At 40.4% G+C, this 25,261-nt stretch carries 25 protein-coding genes and 5 tRNA genes; 11 read left to right on the top strand and 19 right to left on the bottom strand.

Translation table 11 applies throughout. The features are described 5' to 3' along the window. Positions 1-177 precede the first annotated feature (177 nt). On the top strand, positions 178-1,275 hold the full coding sequence (dnaN, locus tag LRM42_RS03005; RefSeq protein WP_178143072.1) for a DNA polymerase III subunit beta: 1,098 nt from the start codon (positions 178-180) through the stop codon (positions 1,273-1,275). On the opposite strand, the gene LRM42_RS03000 is transcribed toward dnaN, so the two are convergent. The 12 genes from LRM42_RS03000 to LRM42_RS02945 form a co-directional block, all read right to left on the bottom strand. Next, entirely contained in the window at positions 1,265-1,915 is a 651-nt protein-coding gene (locus LRM42_RS03000; RefSeq protein WP_243816690.1) for a hypothetical protein, read from the bottom strand. The genes dnaN and LRM42_RS03000 overlap by 11 nt on opposite strands. Positions 1,916-1,917: 2 nt before the next feature. Continuing rightward, entirely contained in the window at positions 1,918-2,526 is a 609-nt protein-coding gene (locus tag LRM42_RS02995; RefSeq protein WP_243816689.1) for a hypothetical protein, read from the bottom strand. Beyond that, the gene (locus LRM42_RS02990) at positions 2,526-3,746 is read right to left on the bottom strand and encodes a phage tail tip lysozyme (protein ID WP_243816688.1); all 1,221 of its coding nucleotides are present in this window, start codon (positions 3,744-3,746) and stop codon (positions 2,526-2,528) included. The genes LRM42_RS02995 and LRM42_RS02990 overlap by 1 nt, the downstream gene beginning before the upstream one ends. Beyond that, positions 3,739-4,227, bottom strand: coding sequence for a hypothetical protein (locus LRM42_RS02985; RefSeq protein WP_243816687.1), 489 nt, complete (start codon positions 4,225-4,227; stop codon positions 3,739-3,741). Before LRM42_RS02985 ends, LRM42_RS02990 begins: the two co-directional genes overlap by 8 nt. Then, on the bottom strand, positions 4,197-7,181 hold the full coding sequence (locus LRM42_RS02980; protein WP_243816686.1) for a M15 family metallopeptidase: 2,985 nt from the start codon (positions 7,179-7,181) through the stop codon (positions 4,197-4,199). The genes LRM42_RS02985 and LRM42_RS02980 overlap by 31 nt, the downstream gene beginning before the upstream one ends. A gap of 17 nt (positions 7,182-7,198) precedes the next feature. Next, a complete protein-coding gene (locus LRM42_RS02975; RefSeq protein WP_129631974.1) occupies positions 7,199-9,058 on the bottom strand; it encodes a VirB4-like conjugal transfer ATPase, CD1110 family in 1,860 nt (619 codons plus the stop codon). Then, positions 9,058-9,933, bottom strand: a complete 876-nt coding sequence (locus LRM42_RS02970) for a TraC-like domain-containing protein (RefSeq protein ID WP_243816685.1) — start codon at positions 9,931-9,933, stop codon at positions 9,058-9,060. The genes LRM42_RS02975 and LRM42_RS02970 overlap by 1 nt, the downstream gene beginning before the upstream one ends. Before the next feature lie 9 nt (positions 9,934-9,942). Next, positions 9,943-10,854: a PrgI family protein gene (locus LRM42_RS02965; RefSeq protein ID WP_243816684.1), complete on the bottom strand. Its 912-nt coding sequence runs from the start codon at positions 10,852-10,854 to the stop codon at positions 9,943-9,945. Between the two features lie 30 nt (positions 10,855-10,884). Beyond that, entirely contained in the window at positions 10,885-13,419 is a 2,535-nt protein-coding gene (locus LRM42_RS02960; RefSeq protein ID WP_243816683.1) for a type IV secretion system protein, read from the bottom strand. A gap of 69 nt (positions 13,420-13,488) precedes the next feature. After that, positions 13,489-16,446 carry an MFS transporter gene (locus tag LRM42_RS02955; RefSeq protein WP_243816682.1) on the bottom strand — a complete coding sequence of 986 codons (2,958 nt, stop codon included), beginning with the start codon at positions 16,444-16,446 and terminating at the stop codon, positions 13,489-13,491. Positions 16,447-16,496: 50 nt separating this feature from the next. Then, entirely contained in the window at positions 16,497-17,558 is a 1,062-nt protein-coding gene (locus tag LRM42_RS02950) for a hypothetical protein (protein ID WP_243816681.1), read from the bottom strand. A 162-nt stretch (positions 17,559-17,720) separates the two neighbouring features. Next, a tRNA-Asp gene (locus LRM42_RS02945) sits at positions 17,721-17,798 on the bottom strand. Between the two features lie 103 nt (positions 17,799-17,901). Between LRM42_RS02945 and LRM42_RS02940 the strand changes: the two genes are divergently transcribed. From LRM42_RS02940 to LRM42_RS02915, 6 genes are all read left to right on the top strand, one after another. Next, positions 17,902-18,273: a hypothetical protein gene (locus LRM42_RS02940; protein ID WP_243816680.1), complete on the top strand. Its 372-nt coding sequence runs from the start codon at positions 17,902-17,904 to the stop codon at positions 18,271-18,273. After that, positions 18,273-18,704, top strand: a complete 432-nt coding sequence (locus tag LRM42_RS02935) for a pilin (protein WP_243816679.1) — start codon at positions 18,273-18,275, stop codon at positions 18,702-18,704. Before LRM42_RS02940 ends, LRM42_RS02935 begins: the two co-directional genes overlap by 1 nt. Before the next feature lie 10 nt (positions 18,705-18,714). After that, positions 18,715-18,990 carry a pilin gene (locus LRM42_RS02930; RefSeq protein ID WP_243816678.1) on the top strand — a complete coding sequence of 92 codons (276 nt, stop codon included), beginning with the start codon at positions 18,715-18,717 and terminating at the stop codon, positions 18,988-18,990. A gap of 1 nt (position 18,991) precedes the next feature. After that, on the top strand, positions 18,992-19,414 hold the full coding sequence (locus LRM42_RS02925; RefSeq protein WP_243816677.1) for a pilin: 423 nt from the start codon (positions 18,992-18,994) through the stop codon (positions 19,412-19,414). A gap of 2 nt (positions 19,415-19,416) precedes the next feature. Further along, positions 19,417-19,830 (top strand): hypothetical protein, encoded by a 414-nt coding sequence (locus LRM42_RS02920; protein WP_243816676.1) that lies wholly within the window; start codon positions 19,417-19,419, stop codon positions 19,828-19,830. Positions 19,831-19,891: 61 nt separating this feature from the next. Then, complete coding sequence (locus LRM42_RS02915; RefSeq protein ID WP_243804133.1) at positions 19,892-20,269, top strand: pilin; 378 nt, start codon at positions 19,892-19,894, stop codon at positions 20,267-20,269. Between the two features lie 100 nt (positions 20,270-20,369). On the opposite strand, the gene LRM42_RS02910 is transcribed toward LRM42_RS02915, so the two are convergent. After that, positions 20,370-20,864, bottom strand: coding sequence for an Hsp20/alpha crystallin family protein (locus LRM42_RS02910; protein ID WP_243816675.1), 495 nt, complete (start codon positions 20,862-20,864; stop codon positions 20,370-20,372). A gap of 200 nt (positions 20,865-21,064) precedes the next feature. On the opposite strand from LRM42_RS02910, the gene LRM42_RS02905 reads away from it, so the two are divergent. After that, positions 21,065-21,643: a ComF family protein gene (locus tag LRM42_RS02905; RefSeq protein ID WP_243816674.1), complete on the top strand. Its 579-nt coding sequence runs from the start codon at positions 21,065-21,067 to the stop codon at positions 21,641-21,643. Here the strand turns inward: LRM42_RS02905 and LRM42_RS02900 are convergent. The 5 genes from LRM42_RS02900 to LRM42_RS02880 form a co-directional block, all read right to left on the bottom strand. Further along, entirely contained in the window at positions 21,638-22,090 is a 453-nt protein-coding gene (locus LRM42_RS02900; protein WP_243816673.1) for a 23S rRNA (pseudouridine(1915)-N(3))-methyltransferase RlmH, read from the bottom strand. The genes LRM42_RS02905 and LRM42_RS02900 overlap by 6 nt on opposite strands. Positions 22,091-22,098: 8 nt before the next feature. Continuing rightward, a tRNA-Ser gene (locus LRM42_RS02895) sits at positions 22,099-22,186 on the bottom strand. A 12-nt stretch (positions 22,187-22,198) separates the two neighbouring features. After that, a tRNA-Arg gene (locus tag LRM42_RS02890) sits at positions 22,199-22,275 on the bottom strand. Positions 22,276-22,386: 111 nt separating this feature from the next. Then, positions 22,387-22,905 (bottom strand): hypothetical protein, encoded by a 519-nt coding sequence (locus LRM42_RS02885; RefSeq protein WP_243813279.1) that lies wholly within the window; start codon positions 22,903-22,905, stop codon positions 22,387-22,389. 35 nt (positions 22,906-22,940) lie between these two features. Beyond that, positions 22,941-23,348: a hypothetical protein gene (locus LRM42_RS02880; protein WP_129635082.1), complete on the bottom strand. Its 408-nt coding sequence runs from the start codon at positions 23,346-23,348 to the stop codon at positions 22,941-22,943. A gap of 72 nt (positions 23,349-23,420) precedes the next feature. On the opposite strand from LRM42_RS02880, the gene LRM42_RS02875 reads away from it, so the two are divergent. Next, positions 23,421-23,513, top strand: a tRNA-Ser gene (locus LRM42_RS02875). Positions 23,514-23,530: 17 nt separating this feature from the next. After that, positions 23,531-23,620 (top strand) — tRNA-Ser (locus LRM42_RS02870). A gap of 74 nt (positions 23,621-23,694) precedes the next feature. Here the strand turns inward: LRM42_RS02870 and LRM42_RS02865 are convergent. Next, positions 23,695-24,777, bottom strand: a complete 1,083-nt coding sequence (locus tag LRM42_RS02865) for a VanZ family protein (RefSeq protein ID WP_445083039.1) — start codon at positions 24,775-24,777, stop codon at positions 23,695-23,697. A gap of 141 nt (positions 24,778-24,918) precedes the next feature. On the opposite strand from LRM42_RS02865, the gene LRM42_RS02860 reads away from it, so the two are divergent. After that, entirely contained in the window at positions 24,919-25,260 is a 342-nt protein-coding gene (locus LRM42_RS02860; protein ID WP_243816671.1) for a hypothetical protein, read from the top strand. Position 25,261: the final 1 nt, after the last annotated feature.

Here is a 25,261-nt window from a genome sequence, read left to right as displayed (position 1 = left end):
AACGACAAGTCAGCAGACAGTGGAATAATACACAAATATCCACTATAAAGTCCACAAATAACACACAGAGTTTTCCACCTATTTTATCGCCACTCTACCCCTGTTTGAACACATTTTTTACCCAGTTTCCACAGCACCTATTACTATTAAGACTAATTAAAAATTAAGGAAAGTATAATGAAAGTATCAGTCACCCAAGAAAAACTCGCAAAAGCACTTAATCTAATCAAAGATATCGCATCAAGTCGTAATGAACTGCCGATATTGAATAATATTTTACTTCGTACTGACGGAGGAAGATTATTGATTGCTGGAACAAATTTGGAAATTGCTTCTACTCAATACATTGGTGCGAAAATTGAAGATCATGGATCTATTACAATCCCTGCCCGATTGGTGTCAGAATTCATCACAAACTTACCAAGCGGCCCAGTGGAACTTGAAACCAAAAACGAACATTTGCATATAACTTCAGGAAAATTCTCATCAGTTATCAATGGCGTAGTGGCTGATGAATATCCTGAGCTGCCTACAATTGACGAAAAAACCGCTATGCAATATGAAATTGATGTCGAGGATCTTAAGAAAGCCATAGTCCAAACGAAGTTGGCTGTCAGCTCTGACGTTACGCGAGCGGTGCTCACGGGAGTTTATTGGCATAATTATGAAGGGTCGCTATACTTGGCTGCTACTGATGGCTACAGGCTGGCAGAAAAGCGCCTAATAAAGTCAGACAATGAAGTGTCGGCTATTATTCCCGCTTCTACTCTGGCGGAAGTCAGTAAGAGTGTCGGTGATGAGAAGAAAATTACGGTTCTTTTTGACGATTCTCAAGTTTGTTTTAAGACGGGAGATATGGAAATTGTTAGTCGATTGATTGACGGGAAATTCCCTGATTATCGCCAATTAATTCCAGCAACCGCCGAAACTGAGATTGTTATTAAGAAGTCTGATTTTAGTCGAGTTACGAAAATTGCGGCGTTATTTGCGCGTGAATCTGGCGGTGGAATTACAATTACCGCATCAGAGGAAAATTCCCTGCTTTCTATTCATTCGATTGCGTCTGAGCTTGGCGAGAACACTTCAGAGGCAACAGCTAAAATATCCGCAGATGGTCAAGTAACTCTTAATTCACGCTACCTAACGGAAGTTTTGAATATTATTGACGCGGATGAAATTGTATTTTCGTTCAATGGTAAATTGTCGCCGTGCGTAATTCGCGAGCAAGTAAAAAATCCTGATTATACACACATTATTATGCCGCTTAAGAGCTAGTAGAAAACGGAGATAATCTGGAGGCTGTTTCTGATAAAATATCTTCTGGTATATCTTTAGTGTTGTATATAGTGTTGATTATTTGTGGCTTAGTTTTAATCACCCATTTGTTATTTTCTTTCTTCAGAATAACAGTGTAGATATCGCCGGAATTTCTATCTATGACGTCTCTCTGATAACTGGCTGCATACCAGTCAGCATTATTTCCTAGGATAATTTCTTTTTGAAGTATAAAAGATGATTTTAACTCTGGATATTTGGCAAATAACACCTCTGAAATATCACTTCTATATTCATTTATTTTACTAGACATGAATTTTTGGCTATATTCAGTTTTTACAGATATATTTTCATCCGATCCTTTTACGGTAAATTCCGTGGAATTCTCATTGATAGATCCAGATTTAGATGACGTCTTTATTATGTATTTGCCGTCTGATAACTGTATCTTAGAATTACCGTTTATCGACGTAATTTCGGAAGTGCTTTTGCCTGTGTTGCGATATATTTTCGCTGACAGATTTTCCTTGTCGAAAGTTATAGATATAGTGTGTGTTGGCTGGATGAACATAATCGCTAGTAATATTAACGTTAATATTGCCAATGTAATGCTGCCGATGATAATATTCCTTCGATTCATAATTACTCCGTAAATGTATTAGCGTAGTTTCTAAATGTGATATTTAGTTTTGACGGATCAAATCCCTGCTCTTTAATCTTATTGAGAGCAGCATTTCTATATCCTTCTATGGTATCGATTTCTACGATAACTCCATTCTTATGATTAGGGTCTGCTTTATATCCAATTGAATAAATTAAGTTTTTTATTGGTAATTTTTTAATTATAGGATTGGCGTATTCTAGCTTTTTTTGTTCATTAGCAAGTCTGTCTGTTGTAGCTCTGTCTATTTCTGACGTTTTGGACGAAGATTGTAATTCTTTAATAGCATTCTCTGTCGTGGGTGTGAGTGAAAAAATTATCCTTAACGGATTACCCTTTTTTACTTCGACATTAATATTCTCATCTTTAAAGCCACTTCTTGATGCTTTAAAATTGTATGTTCCTGGTTTTAAATATACGACTTGCGAACCGATAAATTTTTGATTGCCAGTAGTAATTTCAGCTTTATCGGGCGAGGTTAGTAGGTAAATTGGAGTGGTGTCATATCTATTTACGTAGGTTATGGCGCCATATACTAATGTACTGGCTGATAATAATATTAATATACTGCTAATTATTTTTTTATTCATCATTTCTTCCTAAACCAAGTTACGCTTGGTGATGTTAAGCTCTCGTTGCCTGCCTTTGGGGCGTATTCACACAATGAGGCGGACGCTATATTTGAGTTAAATCCGTCTATGTTACCAACAAAAACAAATGTATGTCCTGGACTATGGGCGACATCCCCAGGTTTAAGGTCGGCTACGTTAATTGAACTGCCGTTGCCAAGAGTTTGCCAGTTGGCTTCTGCCCACGCTCTCTGTACGCCAGTCGGTCCAGCTTTGCCGCCCTCACCTCCATAGTTGTAATTTTTATCAAACCCACTGTCGTTCAAAATTGTTGTTACAAACGCGCCACAATCGACACCGCCGCCATAACACGTACCGCCAGTAAATCTGTTCTCGCTTTTTGCCTTTTCTATAGCTTTTTCGTAATCAGGTTTTTTATCTGTACGAACTTTTGTTTCTGGCCAGGCATAACGTTTGACATAGTCAATAAAGTCGCCGCCACCACTTGATGAAGAACATCCTCCTCCACTTCCGCCTGTACCATTAAACCTTTCATAGATTTTTTGAGCGGCGGTACCGCGTATATTTTTAACTTCATCTTTTGTCATAGCCGACTTTTCAAAATCGTCATGCCAAAAAACAGTGGCGTCATCAACTGTCTTCAGGGTTTTTAATAATTCCCATGAATTTGAAGCGGTACCAAATCCACGAGCAGTAACGGGTCTTTCTGTCCCCTCTTGCACTAAATACTCTAATTCGAAGATCAATAGCTTGTCATTGTCTTCTACTGGAATAGAATCGACCATACCCTTGTCGTTAGGTGTGCCACCATACTCTTGGCTGTAATATTTTTTTAACTCAGACGGTATTTTGTTAGCTATAAGCGTTCGCCTTCCGAACGTCCACTGGGCGAGTCCCCAACCACCAGACCCCCATCCTTGACCTACTTCGTGTCTGGTAGGACTAAATCCTGACTCTGCCTGAATATTAGCCATCACGCCAGCTGTTTGTTCGGCGCTTAATCCTGCGTTGCGTAGATATCCCCAAATCTTTTCTTGATTATCAGATCCTGATACTCCGTTAGAAGATGATCCGGAACAAGTTGTTGAATCATTTTCTTTATACCAAAGAATATCGTTTGTTACGTATGAATCGGGATATCCTGCCGCTAAAGATACTGGTTGTATAGTAATAGCAAAAGATATAGCAAAGCAAAGAGCGATAGACAACTTTTTATACATCAGACTGGTTCCTTTTATATTCGTTTATAATATCTGCAGGAACGCTAATACTTTTTAAGGCGTCTGGAGATTTTCTATCATTAACGCCTGTTATGACTGAATTATTTCTTAGAATTGCATATATATTATAGGTAGATTTGATTTTCTCGCTATAAATTTCTAGTGCAACCAACTTAAATTCGCCCTGCTCTTTTACTATTGAATACTTTTTTAATTCACGATTACCGTAGGTGCTGGAAGTAGAGTTTAGTAGTTCGGTGATAACTTTCTGTTCTGATGATTGCTCGTGAGCGTTATTTGGACTACTTGAGTTTTCGTTGGTATTTTGGGATGATGACAGAATAGTTGTGTATTGATTGCTGTCAGGGTTTTTAATAATAAGGAAAGTTGCCGTAATGCTTATTAAAAATAATACGGATGATATTAGTATGACTTTATTTTCTTTATTCATTAGACCTTCCTCGCATATTCCCAGTGCCATTGTTCGGGGTTACTCCCACCCGGCTCAGCCCAAGCGGGATGTACATAACCGTATTTGTGGGCGTTAGCCTTTAGCCAATTATATGCAGAAGATCCAAATGGACCAACTTCAATATCCACGGCAAGTCCCCATCCGTGGTTTGATACGCACGGAGGAGCTGGAGCTGCTCTTGATCCTAGCTCTTTACTATATCTAATTTGCGTTGCACAATCTCGATACGCTTCATTAATTGTTAAGTCTGACCCGTTATCTGCTTTATACGCTTTGTTCATTTCTTCCATGGCCGCTGCAGCTTTCTTATTCATTTTATTGCCTGGTGAAAAAGATAGAGCTTGTAGTTCTGAGTCTGGAATTTTACCATTTTCGTAGCTACCCCACTTAGCCTGTGCTTCTTCTAATTGCGGCTCACCAACCGCCTCGCCATTGTCTGGAGTTTTAGTCGTGGTTGAAGGAGCGTCTTCTTCGTCGTCTTCGCCATTGATTGATTGGGCAATTTGGAAGTCAATTAGCAATACTGACATTGCGGAAAGCTTTCTATCGTCGTATTGCTTAGCGGAATTTTCAGTTCCAAATGACTCATTGGTAATATCTTTCCCTTCTTCATCTTTATATGTTTTTTCAGTAATTTTTGCGACACGTGTTGAATCTGATGGCGCTGTACACCCGCCATTGCTAAACCAATAACTTCCGGTGCTAGCATCTCCACAGTCTTCTACAAAGTCATGAAGAGGAGTGTCTTTAACTATGTATCCATTATTCATGAGATCGGATATATCTGCGCCATCTGGAATGTCCATATCTTTCTGTATCCATCCTTCATCTTCGGCAATTTGAATAGCCTCCTCTACTGACATGTTTGCCTGGCTGTTGGTTATGCCAGTACACGGTAATCCTGCCATGTTCACGGCTGGATCTTCCGATGATCCGCTGCCCATAGAAAAGTCTTTTGCATATCCGCAATATTTATCAGAATACATACCGCTTGCTGCTTTTGCGGTGGATGAATAAGATAATGCCATAGAAGGTAGCCTGAGAATATTAGATAGCATTGCTACTGGAGTTTTACTATAAGTCCCATTAGCCATCATCATATTGCCCATATTATGGAATATACTGCCCAAGAATGTATATCTACTGGACGTATCAAATGGGCTTAATGAAGCAATATCCATTTCTTTTTGGAATTCTTCGTTTGCTATTTGGATTCCATTGAATTCTGCCAATTGACTCATTTTAAGTCCTGGCAACATCTGTCCCATAGATCCGCTTGCAAAGAACGCTGCCGCTCCAACGCCAAGTGCATCACCCAAATCCTTATACTGAGCATTATTTGATGTAAGCATACTTACTGCCAATTCTTTGAGGACTCTCTTTACGGTATCGCCAACGGCATACTTAAGTAGTTCTGTGGTTACTGTGGCTAATGTCTTTTTTGCAATCCAGTTTGCTAATGATGTTAATCCAAAACTGGCTGCCCCAGTAGCTTCTACTGCTAGGTCTACTAATTGAGAAGTATACATAGCAACTGGACTTAGTATATAATTGCACACTGGTTCGCTAGCCTCTTCGGCGGAATTGAGAGTGCGAACTATAGGATTTGTAGCCACTGAATATCCTGGAATGTAGTTTTTTGCAATTCCAGGCTTGTCGTTATTTACGCCCATTGCTGCTAGTAAATACGGAGAATCCAATGCCGATCCTTCGGCGTTATCGGACCCTTTCATCTTTCCTCTTTCGGTTAACATAGTGCCGATGGTTTCCATCGTTTCTTGAGAGAATCCACTGCCACTAGAGTCGAGTCCAGAAGCCTTAGCTTGTGAACCAGGAGATAATATTACATCCATAACTAGCCCTAATAAAGGCACTAGCTGAATTGCTGCTACTCCTGATGCGATGATGTTGGGAAGTTTTAGTGCAAGGCATATTCCTGCTGCTGCGACGTATACTAGCCCGCCTTTTTTTAGTTTCTCTGTTGATTTTGTAACTCTTTCATTGATTCCACCGATAGCCTTGTCGTCGTTAAAGCCTGGTAATTTTTCTTTAAGTTTATTTGCCTTTTCTTTTACTCCGAGTTTTTTGTCAATTTTTGAAATTGCACTATTTCTTTTAAGACCAAATTTCTTGTAGAGCTTACTTATATGTTTTCCAGTCCAGGAGCGGAAACGCATTTTAAATAAGCCAGTTCTGCCATAGACTTTACTGGCAATTTTACGATTCTCTTTCTTCAGCAATTCGTCTTTTAATTTCGACGACTCAATAGGTTTCCCATCGTTTAATCCTTCCACCTTCCAATGGGTTGGATTTTTTTCTGGATAACCAGTTTTCTTCAGCTTCATTTCATTGCCGTCAGCGTCGACTGGAATAATTCCCGATTTATTGAACTTCGTTAATGCTTTATAGGACAACTTTCCTGTTCTACATCTTATCTTCTTACTACTATTAGCACAGATTCCTGGACCATCTTTAGAATCCAGGAATCCGTTCATAACCTGTTTAATTCTGGATATTTTAGAGGGTGTGGCGGAGTCGTTCTTCCAGGTTAAGCTTTCCATTATATTTTGTAACATTGTTGCTGGACTAAGGAATATTCCCAGAATTCCACCGCCCAGTCCCAATATTCCGGCAATAGCTGCAATTGGTCCGCGTTTTTTCAGTAAAGACTTGAATGTTACTGGACTTTTCTTCTTCCCGGCAGACGGCTGATAAAAACCGTTGCCTGGAACAGAAGATTCTTGGTCATTAACGGCAGCGCTGGCGGAATCGTTTTGATTAGGATTCAAATCCGAATCTTTATTATCAAACTGAGATTTAAGGTCATCTATGACACCTCTTTCGCGAGCATTTAACTCTGACCCACTGTCAGAACCAGCCGAGATTTGATCAAACTTAGCCTGCTCAGCAGGATTTAATCTGCTGTCAGTTTCGGAATCCGTCGTATAATCAACTCGTGCCATATTTTCTCGCTATTTTTCTACACCGCTCCATAGCCGCCGATTGGTGAATCTGACGGTTTTATTTGTTGTGATACGGGATTTGTATTGATCAAATTATATTCGGTATCGCTAGCCTGAATCTGAATGTGAACATGATTTTGTCCAGCAAAGAATAAACCTTGTCCAACCGGGAAATTAGCTAGTCGTTTCTGCTCTTCATCTGTCAATTTAAACACTTGCGCCAAAACATCAACGGCGCTGGCAGACTGCTTCAAAAGTAGTTGCATTGAGGAGTTGGAAACGATTGCTCGCCCCATTTTACTTCCGACGAAGTCTTCCACATCCTGCGTGATCGTCGTTAAGCCTAATTGATATTTGCGGGCGCGCTTGGCTAATGAGAATAAGAAGTTGGCGGAATCGTCATATTTCATTAATTGCCAAGCCTCGTCAACAATCAGCATACGTTTCCTCTGGTCGGTACGCGTAATATTCCAGATGTGGTTCAGAACAATATACATCGCCGTTGGTCGCAGCTCATCTTCCAAGTCGCGAATGTTAAAGACGACCATATTATTATTAATATCAATATTACTCTGTTGTGAAAATATTCCCGCAAACGTTCCAGAGGTAAACTTACGGAGTCGCTGAGCCAGACTTGGTCCAGTTCCGCCCATATGAAGCAAAGTGTCGTATAAGTCAGAAATTGTTGGTGGCGTAGAATTGTGCGTCAATGGGTCTGAAGTAATACCAACACGTGCGTAAGTGTCAATCAATGCTTGATCAATATCAGCTTCTTCTGCTGGTGATAGTCCTGCTACGACTTGCCCGCCGGCTCCTACTCCTGCACCGCCTAGCATTTGCCTGAGTAGTCCGTGTAACGTAACCAAGTTAGCTCGCAGTGCGTCATCTGCTTCATCAGTGTCAATAACACGCGGCAAATCAAACGGATTGATCCTCGTGTCACTACTTAAACTCAATCGAATATAACTGCCACCAACCGCGTCACATAGTTTTTGGTACTCATTTTCTGGGTCAATAATCACAATATCAGCCCCAACCATCATGCTTCTCAAAGCTTCCAACTTAACGGTAAATGATTTACCAGCACCAGACTTAGCGAACACGACCATATTGGCGTTTTCCAGAGAGAATCTGTCAAAAATCACCAAGCCATTATTATGCATATTAATTCCGTAAAGTACGCCCTTATTGTCTGTCAAATCGGCTGAAGTGAATGGGAAGCTGGTTGAAATTGCGCCAGTATTCATGTTGCGGCGAATCTGTAGTTCATCGGTCAATTGTGGAATAGAGCTATTCAATCCCTGCTCCTGCTGGCTGGAAGCTACTTTTGAGAACACCAATTGCTGGCCAAAAATAGTTTCAATTTTATGCTGGATGAAGTTTAGCTCGTCCAAGCTGTCGGCGTAAAGCGTAATATATAAGCCGTAGCGGAAGAACTTTTCGGCGCCAATCTGCAATTGATCGCGCAATTCTTCGGCGTCTTGCAATGCTGCCTCCAAGCCTGGATCGCGCACCTTTCCCTTTTCCATGTTTATATTCATGGTTGCTTCCAGCTGAGTAACTTTTTTACGCAGGTTATTCAGGACAATTTGCGTATCAACTGGATAGATAAACATACTAATATCCAGCACCTCATCGATGTTAATTATCGAACTAAGCCAGCCGGTGTAAATTTGACGAGGATAGCCATAAACATACATTGTGCGACCGTATTTTGAGCCAAGTCGGAAATGGTCGGAATGAAGCTCAATACTACTTGGCGCAATAAAATCACGCAAAGTTCGAACACCGGTTAAGAAGGCCTGTTCGACTTCGGCTTGTTCTCGTGCTCGTTGCTGAGCAGCAATATCAACGGCATCTAATTTCTTCTTTGCCATTATGACCTTCCTCCTCTCGGTGACGGACCAGTTCCCTTAGTTACGTAAGTGGTCGTAAGCTCGCTCGGGTCAATGTCCTCTAACGATTCACGTGACGACGTGTCGGGATTATATGAAGTGTAGAATAGCTCACCCAGTTGCCTGGTGTTTAGTTGCCAGCTTTTTACGCCCATTTGGAATAGTCCGTTCATAACCGAATCAATGCGGTTTTTAATTTCATCTTTGGCTTTGGTGTAAGTAACTTGGTCAATTTTTGTTACGGTTGCCTCTTTTTTTCCGCTGAAGAAGCTATTGAACAATCCCTTAGTCTGTTGCTTGAAGGCATTTTCCTCGCCAGCTGGATAATATGGAACGACAACATAAAAACTCTTATCCATAATGTTTGCCTCTTGTGCCAGAATATCAATGAAATCCATATAATCGTCCATTAGGACGTTGAGGAGCATATTATCTTGATTGCGGCGAATTTCAGCCAATCTGTCCAGATACGGACCAATGTCCACGCGGCGTGAACGGATAAGGACTTGAATTGGGAAATATAGAGAGTTGATAAAGTTTTGATAGCTGAACTCAATTCCCTCTCTTTCGCGTGAACTCATAAGGTCGAAGTTGATTGATTCACATTCTACTACCGCTCGAAAACTACCGTCGCTCATGATGATCATATTTTCGCGCATTTCAGAGAAAAGCAGCGTATTCTGGGTGCTAATTGGTCCTTTTTGCTTTTTGTCGTCAGGGGTTTTATCTGGAGACGGCGCAGTTGGATTTGGTTCCGAACCAATTGCCCCTGGTGATTGCTGAGGGACATTAGGAAGAGCCGCATTGGTTTGCGGAACCTGCTGATAAGATTGTTGATTTTGTAACTCTGGTTGCATAAACCCCACCTAACGTAGTGAAATCACCACTTCCTCATCTGATAATTTATTTTCTTGCTGAATTCGATTTGCCTCACGCGCAATCGTTTCAATCGAGAGGTCACGGTTATTTGCCAGTTCTATTATAGCAGGTGACACCTCGTTTACGCTAGTTTGCGGCGTGGGTGTCGGTCGAGTTTGAGTCGGAGCGCTCGCGGCAGGCCGTTCGGACGCTGGATTTAATACAGATTGACGCATTGTTGGGTACGGATTCATTTGTAGCGGTGTGGCTGGAGCAGGATTATCTGGTTGGGATGGTTGCGGTGGCTGCGCGGGAGACGGCGTAGCGGATTGTCCTGTTTGCATCTTTTGGATGACTTCTTGTCGCCTACGAACATCTGACTGATTTATTAAGTGATTGATATTTTGTGCCGTAGTGCTATTTTCATCCAATATGTCGTTAGCTGCCTGTCCTTCGTTGAATAAATCGGCACGCATTGAACTATTTGGATTATTGACGCCACGAATTGACCAACCCTGACTGTCTACCAAATTCGCCAAATATGACAATCTTCGCTGAACTTCGGCTTGATCGTAATTATTACCGTAAGTCTTCTCCTCGACTTTTGGCGCGATAACTTCGACCAATCTTTCAATTCCATCAGGCTGCCATAGACGCTTTTTTGGTTTTAGCATAAAAGAAATGACTGCTGCCAAATAAACTTCCATCGGTTGATCTTTTTTAAGCGGTAAAGCTAGCGCTCCAAAGAATAAAATTATCGGCACAGGAATTATTGCCAAAGGTAGTAAAATTGTACTCAAACCGTACGCAATAGCGATTCCGATAACAGCTATAATTAAGAACACAAACTGTCGGAAACTAAACGGCCCGAGCAGTTTGTCCTCCGCCTCGACATCTTGAGGAACTTTATACACCGACATACTGCTTATATTATATCAAAATCACAGCTATTATAGTATGTTTAGGAAATTCTTAAATTCCTCTTTGGCTGCGTCAGTTGCATTAGCTGACAACCTCTTATCGGTAAGAATTGTGTTGATGACTTTCTTAAGATCTTGACGTTTCTTATCAGTAATAATAGATGTATTATTTACAGCTTCTATTAACAATTTAACGGCATCAGCATCCGTAGACGCTAAGGTCTCAGGCTTGTATTTACCGCCCTGTAGCCATTCAGCAAAGTGGTTCATTAGGTCTCCCCTGTTATTAATATCGCCCTTCAGCATATCATCGATGAGCTTACCTCCCATAAAGGACGCCTTATTCCTTACACCAGATTCCGCTAGCGCTGAAGCTGCAGAAGAATAGAATTCTGGCGGTAATTCGCTAAGAAGCTCGGCGACTTCTGCTGCGGTACCGTATTTAATCTGCTCCTCAATTGCGGCTTCACGTACAAATATGTTATTACTATCCAGTACTGTTCCATCTGAAAGCGTCACGGAATTGCCTAAAGCTATCTTTTGTCTTTGCCCAGCGCTCAGCTTATAATGCTTCATAATCTGATGAGCTTCATCAACAGACTTGGCATATTCGCTACGACTGGTTGCTATGGCTGAAGCTAAGGCCGCATTTACACCAATCAAATTGCCATTTGCATCTTTGAATACGTTGCCGCCAGCCTTCTCTTGAAGTTCCTTGCTGTTTTTCAATTGCTCTGCAAATTCACTGTGCTGTTGACGTTGAGCATTATTCTTAATCAGACCTGCTGTTGCAATTTCGGTTTCTAGGTCTTTAATGTCATTCATAAATGCAGTTTGCTGCTGATGAGCTTTCAAATCTTGTCGAGTTGCATAGGTAGCTGACACGGTTCGTAGAGCACGATCGTACAGAGGTCTCTTCCCATACGTATCAGTTGGTGCATGACCCAGTGTAGCTTCGGTGTAGCGATTATCATCTTGTGCGGATAACAGATCTGCACGCCTGGAAGCCTGTCTGGCTTCTAAGTCTAACTTCTTATACCTGGCTGTATCTCTAAATGAATTCTCGGCATTTTTCTGTGAAGTTTCCAGGTCTTTTTTACGTAATCTACTGTTATGATCTGCCCAACGGCGTAAACGATTTGGGTTGAATCGCGCCATATTGGGATTAGCCAACTTCTTGTTTTTAATAGTTTCGCGGCGATCTTTAGCCCAGTTCTTAGACCTGTCGTATAAGCCCTTGTTTTTGTCGTTGACAATTCCAGCAAATTTACCTAATACTCCGCCACTGAACTTCATAATTAGAGGAGTTATAGCCAAAGGTATTATTTGAACCAGCATGCCTAGTATATGCATTATTGCGCCATTTGAGCCAGAGGCATTTTGTATAATTATTATTCCCGCCAGTTGAGCCCCACCGAATACTACAGCAAATGCTGGGAAAAATACTAGCATTGTTAAGAATGAATCTCGCCATTTTTTAAACCACTTTTCTGTTCCGGGCAGTAAGTAGCAAACAAATGCTAGTGGTGAAACTATAATTAGTATAATAATAAGTGCTTGGCGAGCCGCCATAATTAGGAGTACGAATAGTAAAGTTAAGCCAGCTAATGTCGCGGCAGGTACTAGCATCGGTAATAATTCCGTAGTAAGTGCTAGTGATACGGCGTATCCTGCTCCTACCGCCAGCGCTCCATTTGACAGTGCTGTACTGATAACTTCTGACCACGTCCATGTACTTGTATTTTCCCCTACGGTGGATATTGTGTTTTTAATTCCCATAAAAGCGTCCTGGAAAGCGTAGCCGGCTATGTTTGACAGATCCAGTAAAATAGCACAAATCGTAAATGATAAGTTGACCAACACCGCCGCAATTACTAATCTAGGGAGCATTTTCTTAACGCCGTAATTGCTAATTCCTACAGAGGTTAATTGTGAGTAGATAATCACCAAAAACGCCACGATAAACGCCACGTTGCTGATGTTGCGCATAATGACCCACGCCAGATAAATTCCGCTATTTTGGTTGGTTGTTTCTAATGGCTTAGTTTTTAAGAACTCCTGAAGCGCACTGTACATATAGTCTATGCCATCAGCCAGCCAGTTGGAGAGTGGACAGATAATCCACCCTATTCCCTGCACATCACAGGAAGTACCTGTTGAATTTTCTGAGGGAGATTCAATTGAAATAGTTGAGTTACTGGTTTGTTCATAGGTGTTCGGTGGCGTAAATGAATAAACTGCGTAAGTTGCGGAACTTAACGAAGATATTTCGTTTGCTGGGAAATAAATAACCTTGGTTTCTTTTTTATTCTTATCTTCATTAACATAAACAAGCGAATTATCAGGTAGGTTGAATTGTTTGATCTTTTTATCATCACTTACCTTTGTATATTTTTCTTTGTTGTAAGTTAAATTATGACCACTCCATTCTGCATCTACAGCATAAACAGAGGTTGAGTGCGTTAGGGTATTAAGAAAAATGCCCACCAGCATCCCTGCTATCAGCAATACAAACCACTGCAGCCACTTGTTAAGAAGCTGCTTACGGGAAATTAACCACTCCATCTGGTGTTATATTAGCATTTTTGATGGAAAAAGTCAAGAGAGAGCGTATGAAGCATGCGTCTAGCTACCTCATCGTCTAGAATCCTCTAATGCCTTTCTTACATCTTCTTGAGATGTAGCAATAATTATTCCCCCCCCAGAACTACTATTATTCTCATTATTATTCTCATTATTAGCAATTTTATTTAATGCTTGAACGACTTCTGGGTCAAGCTTAGAAAAAGTTGATCCTGATGGGTTTATTGCACTTGTCGCTTGGTCACTGCTTATACCGCCACCGTTAATCCTATCAAGCTGGGAACTTTTTGTCATACCAGTAAATTTATCTAGGGAAATAGACTCTCTCGCTGCCGCATTATGAGCACCGTCCATAGATGAGCCTTGTCCGCTTGCCCACTTTAGTAATCCAGGGTCCTTATCGAATACACTGCTATTAGACTCTTGAATATTGCTTCTAAGTTTCGCACCCATGTCGTCGCTCATGTAGCTTTCAGATTCACTAATCGCCTGATTATGTGCGTCAATACCCCCTGGACCTCGACTAGACAAGAGTATGTTTTGTGCGGCTCGAGCTTTTACATCGTCTCCGTTTTTGATGGCATCAGATAAGGCAGATTTCAATTCTTGTATGGAAGCATTTCCGAAACTTATTTGTGCGTTTTTAACTTCTGTAGAAATTAATGAATGAGTCATCTCTTGAATTCGCGCCTTTGATCCAGGCAATTCTAAGCTACGCAGTCTGCTATCATATTTTCCAGAGGCAAGAGATTCTTTGAACCCTCTATCTGCGTATGCTTCATAGTTTGCTTGATCAATTTGACGAAGTTTTTTATTGTCGCTGAACCGCTTCATGGCTTTATGGGCGCCGATAGTGAATGGATTTTTTCGTCCACCTATACCCTTACTTAAAAACTCTGCCCTCCTAGATGACATCATGCCTGAAGCTGTATTTGACACTAATCCGCCAAGCCGTGAAACACCCAATTTATTAGCAAAGCCACCAATGCCACCTACGATTTTGCCCATGATTGAGTTGGATTTTATAGCTATAACAGCTACCATAAATGTTCCAATAAATAGTGCAGCTAAAGCCATGAGTCTCTGTATGCTACTAGACTCCCCTTCTCCTAGCGTGAGTGAAGCTGCAAACTTTAGTCCGCCATAATATATAGATGCTAGAGGATAAAGAAAAACCAATCCAGTAAACATGCTTTTCCATTTGTCAAATAGTTTTTGAGTATTTGGCAATACCCAAGCCACTAAAGCTACAGGAGAAAAAATAGCCAATATAGGAATAAGCATAGATCTTACTTGTAGTGCTAACAGGCCTGCTATAATTCCAATAATTGCTGGGATGATCATGGCGCCCAAGAACAATATTATGGCAGGCCAACCCAATACTGCACCAGCCGCTAAGGTGACTCCAACACTACCAGCAACGGTAGCAGAAAGAAGTATAGAATCTAATAATACAGACCATCCATTTGCTGCTTTAAGCCCAGAGTATGATTCAAATCCACTAAATATACCGTCTATACTTTTACCGGTGATATTAGCAATATCAATTATCACCTGCATGAGATAGTAAGATATATTAATAGCTACCGCCACAATAACAAGTCTTGGTAGCATTTTTTTGATACCGTAATTGGATATTCCAATGTTTGATACCTGAGATATAACAATTCCTAAAAATATAACGACTAATATAGCGTTAGCTAAATCGCGCACCTTTGTCCACGAGTCGTAATAGGCTCCACTTCTATCAAGGGGGTTGTTGATTAGAAGAAATTCAAAAATAGACCAAGCCCCATCCGCAAAACTAATAGCGACGTTTATCACTGGACATATAAAATATCCCAATAGTCCGCTATCCAGCACATCTCCGCAGTCCTTTTTATCTTCTTTGTCTGACGCGTCAGGATTCTCCACCTTTGCAGACTGACCTTGCTTACAGGCGTTTAGTTTTTTGTCGTCACTCTTGTATTTTGTTTTGCAGTATTCAGAATCACCCTTATGTTCTATTCCGTCTTTACAGGCCTCTAGCTCTTCCCCCGCCAGCCCCGCGCATGCAGTGTCTGTGGCTGACTGTTTTAGAGCTTCTTGATACTTTGGCGCTGACTCCACTAGGCGCTGGTATATATTCATACACTGCCATTCAGAAATATTTGCGTCATAATGCTTCTGTGGCCATTCACGGTTATTTGATCCACCCACATTATAACCCTGCCCGTCGCCAGGTAGGTAATATGAGTTAGTCAAATTTCCGTTACCATCTATATTTGGTATTTCCCAATCTTTTGAGCTGTGTCGTTGAGGTTGAGGATTGTCGTCTTTTACGCAACCTTTTATCATGGACCTTGAGACAAGATATTTTATGCTAGGATCGGAGTTTTCTATACCATTTTTATAACCTGATAAATTTGTTAGTACTTCAAATATCTTCCCTTTTGAATATATGTTAACGTCGTCTTGTCTATCATCTTTTCCTCCTGCAGACTTCTTTTTTTTACCAAATGCACCACTTCCATTTATACATTCGTCTTCGGACAGGGTGTAGTTAGTGCCTCTCCTGTATCCTATTTTGCAAAGCAATACCTCTACAGCGGAGGATCTTCCTTGTGGCTGTATATTGAATTGACTAACAGCTGTACTCATAAGTTCAGCTGAGTTGCAATCAAAATATCCTCCCGAGTTATTGTATCCTGTAAAGCCTGGAAAAGTTCCTACGTAAGCTCCGTCGCCAACGTTATTAAATATTTTTCCCTTTTTCAGCTCCTCTACGTTGCTGTTGGGCGCCTTACTTCCCGCACGGACAAAACATGTATCTAATGCGCGCGCATAAACATAGAACTTATATTTTTCTTGAGTACTGAGACCGTCAAAATACCCAGCGGCAAATGCAGGTAAAGAGGTTAATAGCGTAGAAATTGGTAATATAAATAAGGCGCTTACGCACAAATATAAAACTATATTCTTAAAGACGTTTCTACGATCGTACCCACTCATAAACATAATCACCTTCATTTAATCATATATGAAGGTGATTATGCAAATAATTATACAAAATAAGTACTTTATTGATCTTGGACTTTTATTGTCGTCTCTTTGCCGTCTTCATTGTAGTTGAATTCGGAGCTGTTCTCCATGTGTATTATCCATGCGCCTTCGCCTAGATTTGCATTGGTGCTATGGCTATTGTCGCCATATAGATTATCGCCTTTTTTGTGGTGAGTAACCAGTGCCTTAAGTAAACTGTCTGGTTCAACATCTCCTGAATAATTGTTGAACCCATCAAGCTGATAAAAATTAGTACCAAAAATTCCGTACCTATCGATTTGCACATCTCCAGCACCGGTCCCATAGGGATTCCTCAAGTCTTTGCCGTGATACCATGCTCCGTAGCACCCCCCTTCACTAGCTTTTGCCTGTAAAACGGCAGAAGCTTGAGTTCCTGGAACAGGAGCAGGAACGGGATAGTCATCATCTGGATGATCTAGGTTATATCCTATAGATTTTCCAAGGTAATACATGGAATCCTTAAAACCTTGACGATAATCCTCGTCTACAAAAGTTTCTGCCATAGAATCGGTAATAGTATTTACTGATGTTTTGTCAAGACCATATTCTGGGTTTTGCAACATACTTGTCACAGCAATTACTGACCCTACTTGAGAGCCTAATTTATCTGCAGCATCTTTTTTTTCAACTGAAATACAATTCTGAAGTGTAGGGATTTTTTCGTCTATATGCGGAAATGAAAAGCCTTGTTTTTTAATAAATTCTGTTAATGTTTCTAACGGTTCTTCACCTCTATTTAGCTTATCTGCCGTTTCGTCAACATCTACGGGTTTTTGAGGCATAACTTCTCTGTATTCTTGTCGTACCTGCTCTGGGGTTTTTAATAGTGATGGAGAGCTTGTCTCTTCTACTGAAGGTGTAGGATCTTGAGTTTCTTGCGACGTGGATGTTGTATCTGGAGTTGGCTCACTGTAGCTTTCACCACAGGCTGACAGTGGAGCTACTGCAGCTAACAATGCTGCCGCTGTAGCGATGCCCTTTAAGGCCTTTTCTTTAAGTAAAGTTGAAAGTTGTATCTCTGAATCACTTGGGTTAAATTGTTCACGATTTCGAACCATAACGCTTGGGATCCTTCCTCTGACATTGTCAGATATTTTATTATAAAAATTCCTTAGACCTTACAGTCCAATTGGCTATATCATAACATAAACTATACAAAAATGCAATAAAAATGGTATATTTTCCATAAAAAAACACCCTATCAAGGGGTGAATTATCTGTGGCGCGCTCGACCGGATTCGAACCGGCGATCTCCTCCGTGACAGGGAGGCGTGATAGGCCAACTTCACTACGAGCGCATATCAATATCCCTTATATTATCAGATTACTTCTGTCTTTTCAAGGAAAATGTTTGCTTTTTTCGCTTGACTATTTTACAATTTAGGTATAAGAGAAAATTTTATGACAAAAAGAAATATTGTAATCAGTATATTTATCGCAACAGTAATCGCAGGAAGTGTTTTTATACCCAGAATAGCTTTGGCTGCCAAATGTGGTGGCGCGGAAACCTCTGTTATTTCTTGTGACGGCGAAGGCAGCACAGCAATTATCAACATAATCAAGCAAGTTATTAAAATCTTAACCGCTGGAGTTTTGGTCGCGGCGGTTGGTGCTGTTATATATGGGGCATTCTTATATACCACTTCTGAGGGTAGTCCAGATAAGATAAAAAAAGCGCGTGAAGTTTGGACTAATACTGTTATTGGGATAATAATGTTTGCGTTTATGGTGGCAATTACTAACTTTATTATTCCAGGAGGAGTTTTCGATTGATGAAGAAAATTATAATAGCAATGTCTTTAATGATTATAGGGTCGTTTGGGGCGAGTTTAACTTTCCCAGATACTTCTTTTGCTGAAAGTAATAAATGTGATAAAAAAGGCAGAATTTTAACATTGAAGCCGTGGTATGACGGATTAACGAAAGACGACTGTTCTATTAAAGATCCTGGTTCAGACGCTGATTCACAGGCAAATTTTATCTGGAAAATCGTGCTTAATATCGTTGATGATTTATTGCAGCTTATTGGCTACACGACCGTTGGGTATATTATGTACGGTGGTTTCTTGATGATGACTAGTAACGGCGCTCCAGATAAGGCTGCTCATGGGCGAAAAACTATTATGAGTGCCGCGATCGGTCTGGTTATTGCCCTAGCTTCTGTTGCGTTGGTTAACTTTATATCATCAAAGATAGGGGTATAAAATGAGATATATGGAATTTTTTGCTGGATTATTAGGAAAGGCAGATGATCTTGGTGTGCCACAGAATAATGATGTAGATATTATGAAGTTTGTTAATTTGGCACTCTGGGTGGCTGGTGTCGTGGCTGTTATTATGGTGATTATTGCTGGAATAAACTATTCCCTGTCTTCTGGCGATCCAGCTAAGACGGCTAGCGCAAAGAATACTATTCTATATGCAGTCATCGGTTTGGTAATTATTGCTAACGCGATTGCTATAACAGGTTATATTATAGGAAAGGTTTAAAATGAAGATTTTTACGAAAATTCTGACAGCTGGAATGTTGATGGTTAGTCTCCTTGGTGTGTTTACTCCAGTGGTATCTGCAGCTAACGGTATTAATATTTGCTCAGAGGAAAATGAAAACTCTGTCTATTGTAAAAATAAAGATAGCGGCGGAGATCAAGTGGGCGGTATTATAAAAACTATCGTTGAAGTTCTACTTATGGCTGTCGGTGCTATTTCGATTATTATGATAGTTATTGGTGGTATTTTATTTGCGCTTTCCAGTGGTGATGCTCAGAAGGCTGCAAAAGCTAGGAGTACTATTTTATATGCTGTCGTTGGCTTAATAGTCTCTGTATTTGCTTCGGCGATTGTCAATTTTGTGTTTGATGGGTTTAATAAGCCCGTCAAACATGATGAATCTAGTAATCATAATAAGGAGTAAAAATGAAAAAAATGATATTATCGGCGTTAATTGTAGCTTGTTCGGTGTTTGGATTTTCAGCCATATCAGTAGCTTCTCTTCCGACAAACGTTTCCGCGCAAGCTGCTAATAGCGTCGTAAAGAAAGGTATAAAAACTGCTACTACGGCGGATATGGAAAATAAAAGCATTGCAGGTGAAGGTGGATTAATAAGTATATTGATTAATTTTCTACTGTGGGCTGTGGGTATTTTATCTGTTGCTATGATTATCTTTAGCGGATTTCGCTATATCACTTCAGCTGGAGATGCCGCAAAAACGAAGTCTGCTCAAACTGCTCTCACTTATTCGATAGTTGGTTTAATTGTAGCTGTTCTTGCATGGGTTATAGTTAAGATGATTTTGAGACAATTCGGAATTGAGGTAAAGGCTAATTAGTTTTGCAAATAACAGATAAAAATGTATAATAGTAATATCATTAAACAAGGAGAAAATAACAATGAATAAATTAAAATTAATCTTGGCGGGACTACTGGTAGTACCAACTGTTGCTTTGGCTGTAGCTCCAGCTGCAAGCGCTGAAAGTGATTTTACCTTAACTAATGGTGTAAGCAGTGCAAGAGGAGAAGGTGTGAGTGAAACCGCTTCAGATCCTCAAACTTTGGTTAAGCAATTTGTAAATATATTCTTGTTTGCCGTTGGTGCATTGAGCGTTATTATGCTTATCTGGGGTGGTATCCGCTACACTACTTCAGCCGGTGATAGCAATAAGGTTCAGGCGGCTAAGAACACAGTTTTGTACGCAATTGTCGGTTTGGTGATCGCTATTTTAGCATACGCAATCGTCAATATGGTTATCGATAAGTTTAAGGGTTAATCTACCCTACCGGTAAAAAAGAGCCTCGCTGACGAGGTTCTTTTTTTGTGGCTAAAAAAATACCGCCAACTTGTGACGGTATTTTCTGTGAAATGATTTTTTACAGAACTTGAATCTTCTTTGCTTTTTCTTGCTTTATCTTTTCAAAAGTAATTGTCAAAACACCATCTTTTAATTCTGCCTTAACGCCTTCTTCATTTACAGCGGTTGGCAATGCTAATGTACGACTGAATTCGCCCCAGTAGCACTCTTGGATGTGCCATTGGCGAACATCTGCTTCGTCACCGCTAGACAGTGTGCCGCTAATTGTTAAGATGCCGTCAGAAATGCTTACGTCTAGGTCGTTTCGATCTACGCCGGCAGTACGAGCTTTGATAACTAGGTTATTTTCTGTCTCAAAAACGTCAACAGCTAATTGACCCATTGCATCATCAGCTTCATCTTCCCAATTGTCATCGGATCGTGTTGTTGGTGTACTGTTGCTTCTATTATTGTCGTCGTTAAAACCAGGTAGCAGATCGTCGTTATCATCGTCAATAAACGCCGCAGCCAATTCCTGTTCTGTTAGTAATGTATCATCTTGCTTTCGGGCCATAATTTCCTCCACTTTTATAATAGGCTCATTGACAAAGTCTTTATTAGTATAACTGTAATGTGCGTTATAATCAACAGAGAAAGGCTTAAAACGTAAAAATTACAATGTTTGACGCGCTATTATCAATCATCGCTCCTCACCACTGTTATAAGTGTGGTAAAACGGGTGGTATTTTATGCTTAGATTGTAAAAAATACATCATGAGTCGGAAGTATGATATGTGTGTATTATGTGGTGATTTATTGGAGAATGGCAACTTATGTAAAAAACATAAGCTCCCCTGTGATATGATCTGGTGCTTTTCACGACGTACAGGTGTTGTCGCAAAGATTATTGATGATTATAAGTTCAGTCGCGTTCAGGCAGCGGCTGGATTGTTAAGTGAGTTCTTAGACGAAGCTCTGCCTGAATTGCCGTCAGAAACAGTAATTATTCCAATTCCTACAATTTCTAAGAATATTCGGCGTCGTGGATTTGATCATATCCGAAAAATTGCTATTAAATTATCTCGACGTAGAAAAATAGAATGTCGTTCCCTGCTTCGGCGTAGGAATAACGTAACTCAGCACTTTACGAAGTCTTCCACTCAGAGAAAACGTCAAGCAAAGGAGTTTTTTGAAATTGCGGGTAAAGTTGATAAAAATAAGCGATATATCATTATTGACGATATCTTTACGACTGGCTCAACTGTGTTGGCGGCGGCGGAATGTTTTAGAAAAAATGGCGCTAAACACGTGGAAATTGCGGTTATTGCCAGGCATGGGCGTCCGAAGCTATGAGTGATGATAATGACTGCCGCGATGGATTTCTTGGGCGCGGTATAATTGCTCAGCTAAAATAAGACGAACTAATTGGTGTGGAAATACTAAGTTCGATAACGACCAGACGACGTTGGATTTTTGGCGCAAGTCGCTAGTAACTCCGTAAGCGCCACCAATAATAAAAATAATATGCTTATTGATGTTATCTGTAATTAAATTAGATAATTCTGGTGACGATAAGTTTTTACCGCGCTCATCGAGCAAAATAACGAAGTCATCCGAATTAAGGCGTGAAAAAATACGCTCAGACTCTTCCTGGCGCGCTCTGTCGCCTTCAAAGCTTGAATGCGGTAGAATAATCATTTCCGCAGCAAAAGGTGCTCGTAGACGCTCTAAAAAACGAAAAATGCCTGGCTGAACCCAGGCTTCGTGCTTTTTTCCGATTGTTATAATGGTGATTTTCATAATATCTATGGCGGAGAGAGAGGGATTCGAACCCTCGATGAGTTGCCCCATACCGCTTTTCGAGAGCGGCCAGTTCAACCACTCCTGCACCTCTCCATAAAGCTAATGTGGTACACCCGGCAAGATTCGAACTTACGACCTCTGGCTCCGCAAGCCAGCGCTCTATCCAGCTGAGCTACGGGTGCATACAGCCTTTCGAAAAAAAACGATTGGCCGCAACAAAAAATATAAGGTACCTTCATTGCTATAAAGCACTGAACTTTTGTATTCTACCACATAAAATATAGTCAATCAAGCTATAGCTTTATCAGCCGAATAAACTTCTCTAAGGCGTCTGGTTTAATTTCTTGCATTGGTAGGCGTGCTCCGAGCATATCGACAATTCTCTCGCCCTCTGCTTCGGAAAAGTAAATAGTTAAACCTGGCGAAAATCGTTTTACTGGCAATAATAGAATCGAATGTTGGTTGTTTTCGTGAATTAATCCAAATGCGCGAAATTCGCTAAAATCGTGTAAAACATCGGCGATGTAAATACCTTTGGGACTAATCGCGTAGTTTATTATTTGAGGAGTTTTGTTTGATAATACAAACAAGGCTACAGCCATAATTGGCAGTAAAACTGCGAAAGTCCAGTTCTTAAACACTAAAATCGCTAAAGCCATTAATCCTATCAGCACAATGACAAAAAACACATACCACAATTTACCGCGTTGAACCTGCACGCCTTCTGGTGCGTTCCAAGCTATTGGCTCGGTTAAATCAATCCTGTCAGGTGATGGCGTTTCAAAGTCTTGGTTTTCTGGACTATCGTTCATGACGTTAGTATATCACGATGAGAATTAGTGAACAATTAAACGTTAGTGGTTGATCCGCCGCTTAAAGCTGCGCCGAGGATGAAGTTAATTATGGCGTAAGCAAAGACTGCGATTAGTAGACCGATGATTGCATATAAAATTGTGTTTTTGGCGTTTGTGACGGATTCTTTTTTACCGCCAGATATTACATAGCGGAAACCGCCGAAGATTAGCATAACGACGCTTAAGACGCCGACGCCAAATAGCATAATATTGATGGCTCGCCTTACGATTGATGAATCGCCATTAGCTAAGTTAGATGGCGTATTGTCGCCGCGTGCTGCGTTGATTCCGGCTGGCGCACCGCCTTCACCTAATGCGGAAACTGGAGCAGTTACTAAAGCTACGCCGAATCCGATTGTAAGTAATCCTGTTATAATTTTAGAAATATATCCTTTTACCATAATTCTATTATACCCTATTTGCAATAAAGCTATTAATAATTACACTTCTATGGTACACTAAATAGTGAATTTGGAGGAGTACCCAAGTGGCTGAAGGGGACGGTTTGCTAAATCGTTAGTATGGAGAGATCTGTAGCGGGGGTTCGAATCCCCCCTCCTCCGCCAAAATTCAGAGATAGTACGGAAGGGTGACCGAGTGGTTGAAGGTACCGGTCTTGAAAACCGGCGTGCGGTAAAACGTACCGAGGGTTCGAATCCCTCCCCTTCCGCCAAGATAGCGCTATTGAATTTGAAAAATAGGAGATTCATATGGGTCTCCTATTTTTTATTGGTTATGATGGAGATTTTATTTCTCTTGTTTGACTTGAATCGTACTTTCGTAACTTGCGCCAGATAGACGATCAAACATAAAACGTCGGTTAAATAGCGCTACGACAATTGTAATTAATACGAATAATACGAATGCTAAGAACGCAATTGCGAGCAGACAGAGAAACAATAGCGAATCTGCTTCCTTATTAAATTCATTCGCTAGGTAAAACAAGCCTGCGGGAATGATGCAAAAATATATCGTGAGTAAGATTCCTCTGAAAATTGTGCGAATCCATTTTTTATTTTCAAATGTTAACCCAAACTTTAATAATGCGCTACCAAAAGTTTTACCATTCAGTAGAGGAATTAGGCTAAAATAGAGGGCTAAAAATAGCGAAAACGGAAGTTGGGTTTTTGATACGGTGTAAGGAATACGGATGATAACAGCGTCGATTATTAGAGATAAACTAACGCGGACTGCAGAAACTCGCGAACCCGCCTCAAGGGATTTTTCATCTATTTCTTCCCTGGACGGAAGTAGCCATGTCGCAAACCAGCCCAGAAAGTAACCGATGCATCCGCCTATCGTGTTCTGGATGATATCATCGACGTCGGATAATCGATAAGGTCCTGAATAGATGAAATAAAGCCCGGATAATTGAGTTAGCTCAAAGAATAAACTTAAAATAGCTGTTAATAACAACGTTTTTTTAAGGCTACATTTGAAATAGTAGCGCAGGTAAATTCCGAACGGAATGAGCATTAAAACGTTGAAAGCAGGAACGTAAAAAGTGGAATGTTTTATCGCCGTAATCCAAGTTGAACTATTTGTTAATACAAGTGGACTATTCTTTATAAAATCTGCGACGAATGAAAACGGAATTAAATTTAGATTTTCCGCGTAAGTCGTGTGAACGGATTCTGGATTTGGTAACGGTAAAATAACTAAGAAATACACAGTTAATAAATACAGAATAAAGGAATAGAAAATCAAAGTCCGCAGCTTATTGACGGAGCCGTATTTTCGATAGTTTGCAATCATATATGGCAATGTAATAAGAAACGCCAAAATTGGAAAAAGGATTAGTGCGGCCTTAATGGAAATTATATATCCCATAAACTCCATTATACTAAACATTTTCTCTGTAAAATTCAGGATGACTATTTCTATGCTGGGAAATATACTTGACAAAAAACAAAGCTTATGCTAGCATTGTAATCAGTATTCTAAAAATAGATACAAAAAGAAAGAATAAAAATGAATTTAGTACAACAGTTTTTCACCGTTACAACTATGTTTGTCAGTTTGAATGTAGCGTTTGGTGTGCTGCTGCACGATACCAACGTCGATAAAGCGTTTTTGTCATCTTGGAAAACATATAGCGTTCAAAGTGACGTTAAGGATGAAATAAAAATGCCAGAAACAAAGCCTCATACTCATCCAGAACACTCTCAATTGTCAAATGTATTGAAAGAAGGTTCAGCGCGACCGCGAACTACGCCTCGTAACAACGATAAGAAGCGATTGCGCCAAAAATATGCCGCTCGTGGTCAACATACTTTTGACGGATATCATCTTGATTTTGAAGGTGTAAGCTAGG

Source organism: Candidatus Nanosynbacter sp. TM7-075, assembly GCF_022828255.1.
In the GTDB taxonomy this organism is placed as follows: Bacteria; Patescibacteriota; Saccharimonadia; order Saccharimonadales; family Saccharimonadaceae; genus Nanosynbacter.
The sequence above is the reverse complement of the archived record's forward strand: the minus strand, read 5'-3'. Positions and strand labels throughout refer to the sequence as shown.

Bases quoted from the DNA above. Each gene is read 5' to 3' on its own strand.
- dnaN (WP_178143072.1), top strand. From the start codon at position 178: ATGAAAGTATCAGTCACCCAAGAAAAACTCGCAAAAGCACTTAATCTA.
- LRM42_RS03000 (WP_243816690.1), bottom strand. From the start codon at position 1,915: ATGAATCGAAGGAATATTATCATCGGCAGCATTACATTGGCAATATTA.
- LRM42_RS02995 (WP_243816689.1), bottom strand. From the start codon at position 2,526: ATGAATAAAAAAATAATTAGCAGTATATTAATATTATTATCAGCCAGT.
- LRM42_RS02990 (WP_243816688.1), bottom strand. From the start codon at position 3,746: ATGTATAAAAAGTTGTCTATCGCTCTTTGCTTTGCTATATCTTTTGCT.
- LRM42_RS02985 (WP_243816687.1), bottom strand. From the start codon at position 4,227: ATGGCACTGGGAATATGCGAGGAAGGTCTAATGAATAAAGAAAATAAA.
- LRM42_RS02980 (WP_243816686.1), bottom strand. From the start codon at position 7,181: ATGGCACGAGTTGATTATACGACGGATTCCGAAACTGACAGCAGATTA.
- LRM42_RS02975 (WP_129631974.1), bottom strand. From the start codon at position 9,058: ATGGCAAAGAAGAAATTAGATGCCGTTGATATTGCTGCTCAGCAACGA.
- LRM42_RS02970 (WP_243816685.1), bottom strand. From the start codon at position 9,933: ATGCAACCAGAGTTACAAAATCAACAATCTTATCAGCAGGTTCCGCAA.
- LRM42_RS02965 (WP_243816684.1), bottom strand. From the start codon at position 10,854: ATGTCGGTGTATAAAGTTCCTCAAGATGTCGAGGCGGAGGACAAACTG.
- LRM42_RS02960 (WP_243816683.1), bottom strand. From the start codon at position 13,419: ATGGAGTGGTTAATTTCCCGTAAGCAGCTTCTTAACAAGTGGCTGCAG.
- LRM42_RS02955 (WP_243816682.1), bottom strand. From the start codon at position 16,446: ATGAAGGTGATTATGTTTATGAGTGGGTACGATCGTAGAAACGTCTTT.
- LRM42_RS02950 (WP_243816681.1), bottom strand. From the start codon at position 17,558: ATGGTTCGAAATCGTGAACAATTTAACCCAAGTGATTCAGAGATACAA.
- LRM42_RS02940 (WP_243816680.1), top strand. From the start codon at position 17,902: ATGACAAAAAGAAATATTGTAATCAGTATATTTATCGCAACAGTAATC.
- LRM42_RS02935 (WP_243816679.1), top strand. From the start codon at position 18,273: ATGAAGAAAATTATAATAGCAATGTCTTTAATGATTATAGGGTCGTTT.
- LRM42_RS02930 (WP_243816678.1), top strand. From the start codon at position 18,715: ATGGAATTTTTTGCTGGATTATTAGGAAAGGCAGATGATCTTGGTGTG.
- LRM42_RS02925 (WP_243816677.1), top strand. From the start codon at position 18,992: ATGAAGATTTTTACGAAAATTCTGACAGCTGGAATGTTGATGGTTAGT.
- LRM42_RS02920 (WP_243816676.1), top strand. From the start codon at position 19,417: ATGAAAAAAATGATATTATCGGCGTTAATTGTAGCTTGTTCGGTGTTT.
- LRM42_RS02915 (WP_243804133.1), top strand. From the start codon at position 19,892: ATGAATAAATTAAAATTAATCTTGGCGGGACTACTGGTAGTACCAACT.
- LRM42_RS02910 (WP_243816675.1), bottom strand. From the start codon at position 20,864: ATGGCCCGAAAGCAAGATGATACATTACTAACAGAACAGGAATTGGCT.
- LRM42_RS02905 (WP_243816674.1), top strand. From the start codon at position 21,065: ATGAGTCGGAAGTATGATATGTGTGTATTATGTGGTGATTTATTGGAG.
- LRM42_RS02900 (WP_243816673.1), bottom strand. From the start codon at position 22,090: ATGAAAATCACCATTATAACAATCGGAAAAAAGCACGAAGCCTGGGTT.
- LRM42_RS02885 (WP_243813279.1), bottom strand. From the start codon at position 22,905: ATGAACGATAGTCCAGAAAACCAAGACTTTGAAACGCCATCACCTGAC.
- LRM42_RS02880 (WP_129635082.1), bottom strand. From the start codon at position 23,348: ATGGTAAAAGGATATATTTCTAAAATTATAACAGGATTACTTACAATC.
- LRM42_RS02865 (WP_445083039.1), bottom strand. From the start codon at position 24,777: ATGGGATATATAATTTCCATTAAGGCCGCACTAATCCTTTTTCCAATT.
- LRM42_RS02860 (WP_243816671.1), top strand. From the start codon at position 24,919: ATGAATTTAGTACAACAGTTTTTCACCGTTACAACTATGTTTGTCAGT.